This window comes from Paraburkholderia sp. SIMBA_054 (genome assembly GCF_046534875.1).
GTDB classification, from domain to species: Bacteria; Pseudomonadota; Gammaproteobacteria; order Burkholderiales; family Burkholderiaceae; genus Paraburkholderia; species Paraburkholderia hospita.
Genome location: NZ_JAWRXV010000493.1, coordinates 1 through 308, shown reverse-complemented (window position 1 = coordinate 308; position 308 = coordinate 1). Strand labels below are relative to the sequence as shown.

Sequence of the window (308 nt, the reverse complement as noted above, 5' to 3'; positions counted from 1 at the left end):
CACGAAGTAGAAGAACGCATTGTCGGCCACGCCGTCCCACAGCGGATGCGGCTGCGCCTGGCGCACGCGGTTCCAGCCCATCTGCGGGACCTTGAAGCGCGAGCCGTCGTCCTGCACCTGGCCTTCCAGGTCGAAGCGCAGCACCTTGCCCGGCAGCAGCCCGAGGCCAGGCGTGCCGCCCTCGGCGCTCCAGTCGAACAGCATCTGCTCGCCCACGCACACGCCCATCAGCGGCTTCGTGCGCGACGCTTCCACGACCGCTTCCTGCAGGCCGGACTCAGCGAGACTGCGCATGCAGTCGGGCATCG

The 308-nt window shown here is 69.2% G+C and carries 1 pseudogene; it reads right to left on the bottom strand.

The features are described 5' to 3' along the window. Nucleotides 1–308 (bottom strand): annotated as a pseudogene (hisH, locus tag SB822_RS56040) (imidazole glycerol phosphate synthase subunit HisH); the annotation flags it as partial.